At 34.3% G+C, this 2,851-nt stretch carries 3 protein-coding genes and 1 pseudogene; 3 read left to right on the top strand and 1 reads right to left on the bottom strand.

Features of this window, described 5'->3' with window-relative positions; genetic code table 11:
• Positions 1-300 precede the first annotated feature (300 nt).
• Positions 301-843: an RDD family protein gene (locus tag OZD66_RS01525; RefSeq protein ID WP_182367071.1), complete on the bottom strand. Its 543-nt coding sequence runs from the start codon at positions 841-843 to the stop codon at positions 301-303.
• A gap of 145 nt (positions 844-988) precedes the next feature.
• Here OZD66_RS01525 and icd point away from each other — a divergent pair, with 145 nt between their 5' ends.
• The 3 genes and pseudogenes from icd to OZD66_RS01510 all read left to right on the top strand — a co-directional run.
• Positions 989-2,407 carry an isocitrate dehydrogenase gene (gene icd / locus OZD66_RS01520; protein WP_182367069.1) on the top strand — a complete coding sequence of 473 codons (1,419 nt, stop codon included), beginning with the start codon at positions 989-991 and terminating at the stop codon, positions 2,405-2,407.
• 82 nt (positions 2,408-2,489) lie between these two features.
• A complete protein-coding gene (locus OZD66_RS01515; RefSeq protein ID WP_275022008.1) occupies positions 2,490-2,639 on the top strand; it encodes a hypothetical protein in 150 nt (49 codons plus the stop codon).
• Positions 2,640-2,683: 44 nt separating this feature from the next.
• A pseudogene (locus tag OZD66_RS01510) lies at positions 2,684-2,851 on the top strand (IS630-like element ISWpi10 family transposase); the annotation flags it as partial.

The following is a 2,851-nucleotide window of genomic DNA, read 5'->3' as shown; positions in this document are numbered from 1 at the left end:
AAAAACATTCCTCTATTCGAATCCTTTCGTCGTGCTGTTGATTCTGCCTTCCTATGACCTGTTCGGACTATTATGAGAAATGCTATAAACTAGCCATATCAGACCGCGGAGAGAACCATGGAAGCATGCTACTTAATCTATGTAAAATTATTAAGGATTACGGAGGAAATATGCTATTTTGATTTGTGTAAAAATTATTGTTGACTTATGTGCAATTAGAGAACTATAAATGCTAGAGTACGTCTTATCATCGTTGAGTAGTTTACTTTTTTATCCATGTACTACCTATAAAGAAAAATATCAACTAGATTTATAGTCTATCACTACTGTTTTTGCAATTTTATCGTGAAAAGTCTGTTTGCGTTGATCAAATACTGCAAACAAAAATAAAATTAGCACAATTAAAAGATATAGAAAAGTATAACCATGATAATGCAGATGAAGCAAAAAGCGAAAAATAATCCAGATGCTTCCCTTAGAAATACATCTTATTGTTGCTTGCATAAGGGTAACATTTGTAAATGTATTAGCATCTTTAATATGCATACCACACAATAGTTTTCCTGGGGTACCACCAAGTTTTGTTACCATTAATATTTTGGATATTGTTAGTACTAATGTTGCGACCACTGTAGAAACTATAAATGGTATTTCTGTTGCTAGTTGTGCAAGTTCCTGAAAAGAGTCTTTATCTTTATCTTGATCTTGTAATGATACGATGAATACACCATAGATAAAACCGAAGATAAAATGAGGGGAAAATATGATGAGGTCAAGTATTTCTGCTACAATACGCCTTGTAAATCCTACATAATTTACTTTAACATTTATTTTAGTATTCATAACCCCACCTATATTTCATAATATCATCATATAATATAAAAATACGTTATTAAATAACCGTAAATATACTAACTTGGGTAATATTAGCTACTTGTGCCACTCTATTATTTAAATTAATATTAAATCATTTATAACTAGGGAAGTTATGTCAACACCAATCACAGTTGCATATGGCGACGGTATCGGACCAGAAATCATGGAAGCGGTGCTGTCGATATTGCGCGAAGCAGAAGCGGAAATCTCAATAGATATTATTGAAATAGGGGAGCGTGTTTACAGTAAAGAATGGTCTCACGGAATTTCTCCAAGTGGTTGGGAATCAATTGAAAGGACAAAAATATTATTAAAATCTCCGACAACAACTCCTCAAGGTAAAGGCCACAAAAGCTTAAATGTAGCGCTCAGAAAGAACCTAGGGTTATATGCAAATATCAGACCATGCATTTCATATCATCCTGTTATAGAAAATAAATTCGATAAGTTTGATATCGTAGTAATACGTGAAAATGAAGAGGACGTTTACACCGGAATAGAGCACAGGCTCACTGGTGACTCTTACCAATGCACTAAAATTATTACTAGATCCGGCTCAGAAAAAATATGCAGGTACGCTTTTGAATATGCAAAAAAACATAGTAGAAAGAAGGTAACTTGTCTTACTAAAGATAACATAATGAAAATGACTGACGGAACTTTCCATGCGGCGTTTGATCGTATTGCAAAGGAATACCCAGATATAAAGGCAGAACATTATATAGTTGATATTGGAATGGCACGTGTTGCAACAGAACCGGAGAATTTTGATGTTATAGTAACCGAGAACTTATATGGCGACATATTATCAGATATAGTCGCACAAACCTCTGGATCTGTGGGGCTTGCCGGAAGTAGCAACATCGGGAATGAATACGCAATGTTTGAAGCAGTGCACGGTTCTGCCCCTGATATTGCAAGAAAAAACATAGCCAATCCTTCTGGTCTTTTAAATGCTGCAGTGCATATGCTAATTTACATAGGTCAAGTGGGTACTGCAAAACTAATCTACGATGCATGGCTCAAGACTTTGGAGGATGGAATACACACTGCCGATTTATATAAGGAGAAAAGAAGTAAACAGAAAGTTGGTACAAAAGAATTTGCAGAAGCTGTTATAGACAATCTAGGAAAAAAACCGAAAACATTATCTGAGCTTATAATTGGCAGTGATCCAAATAGTAAAGTGGATAAAATACAGGATAATTATGAACAGGATTATAAGATTAAAAAACTAGTGGGTAGCGATATAACGCTTGCCTGGAGTAAGCCGGCTGACTTTGACCAAATAGTGAAGTTGTTTGAAACAAGTAATCCGCAGATTATAGCAATATATTCAAAAGGCCTTGCGATTTGGCCAGGAAGTTCAAAGTCTTCAAGTGACCAAATAACCTGCAGGTTCATTGCAAATAATGAAATTACAAATAGTGATGTGAATAACTTGCTAATCAAATTTGAGGAACATAATTTTGATGTGGTGAGAATGGATAAGTTGTATTTGTATGATGGGAAAGAGGGTTTCTTCTCTTAGTGGTTGCTTGATATTTTTATGCTTGTGTGAAACATTAAATATATTATACTAATAGTATCATGTATTTATGTGAGGTGTAGTAATGAGTCAACATTTTAAGTTAACTGGTCAGGAGTTTTATGATAATAATGATCTGTTTAACGTACTAGAGATAAAAGCTGAACAAATTGTAGGTAAGGATTATCAAGCTCTTATACCAATTCTCACTGCACAACAAACAGATAGACAATAATGGAAAAAAAGCCATACTAAACTAAGTGTAATAGCGAGGTATAAATGGCATTAAGATCAAAATTATTGGATGAAAAAGTAGTGGAATCGGCAAAAGCAATGCTGAAGAAAGTAAGAAACAACGCATACGTTACAAAAAAACTAAATGCTGTAATTGCAGCAAAAAAGCACAGCATAACAGCGGTAGCAAAGATATGTTGCATTTCAAGAACT

The sequence above is a fragment of the Wolbachia endosymbiont of Drosophila baimaii genome (assembly GCF_028982185.1).
GTDB lineage: Bacteria > Pseudomonadota > Alphaproteobacteria > Rickettsiales > Anaplasmataceae > Wolbachia > Wolbachia pipientis.
This window is presented reverse-complemented; position numbering and strand designations above follow the sequence as displayed.

Excerpts from the sequence above, each read along its gene's own strand:
- icd (WP_182367069.1), top strand. The coding sequence starts at position 989 with ATGTCAACACCAATCACAGTTGCATATGGCGACGGTATCGGACCAGAA.
- OZD66_RS01515 (WP_275022008.1), top strand. The coding sequence starts at position 2,490 with ATGAGTCAACATTTTAAGTTAACTGGTCAGGAGTTTTATGATAATAAT.
- OZD66_RS01525 (WP_182367071.1), bottom strand. The coding sequence starts at position 843 with ATGAATACTAAAATAAATGTTAAAGTAAATTATGTAGGATTTACAAGG.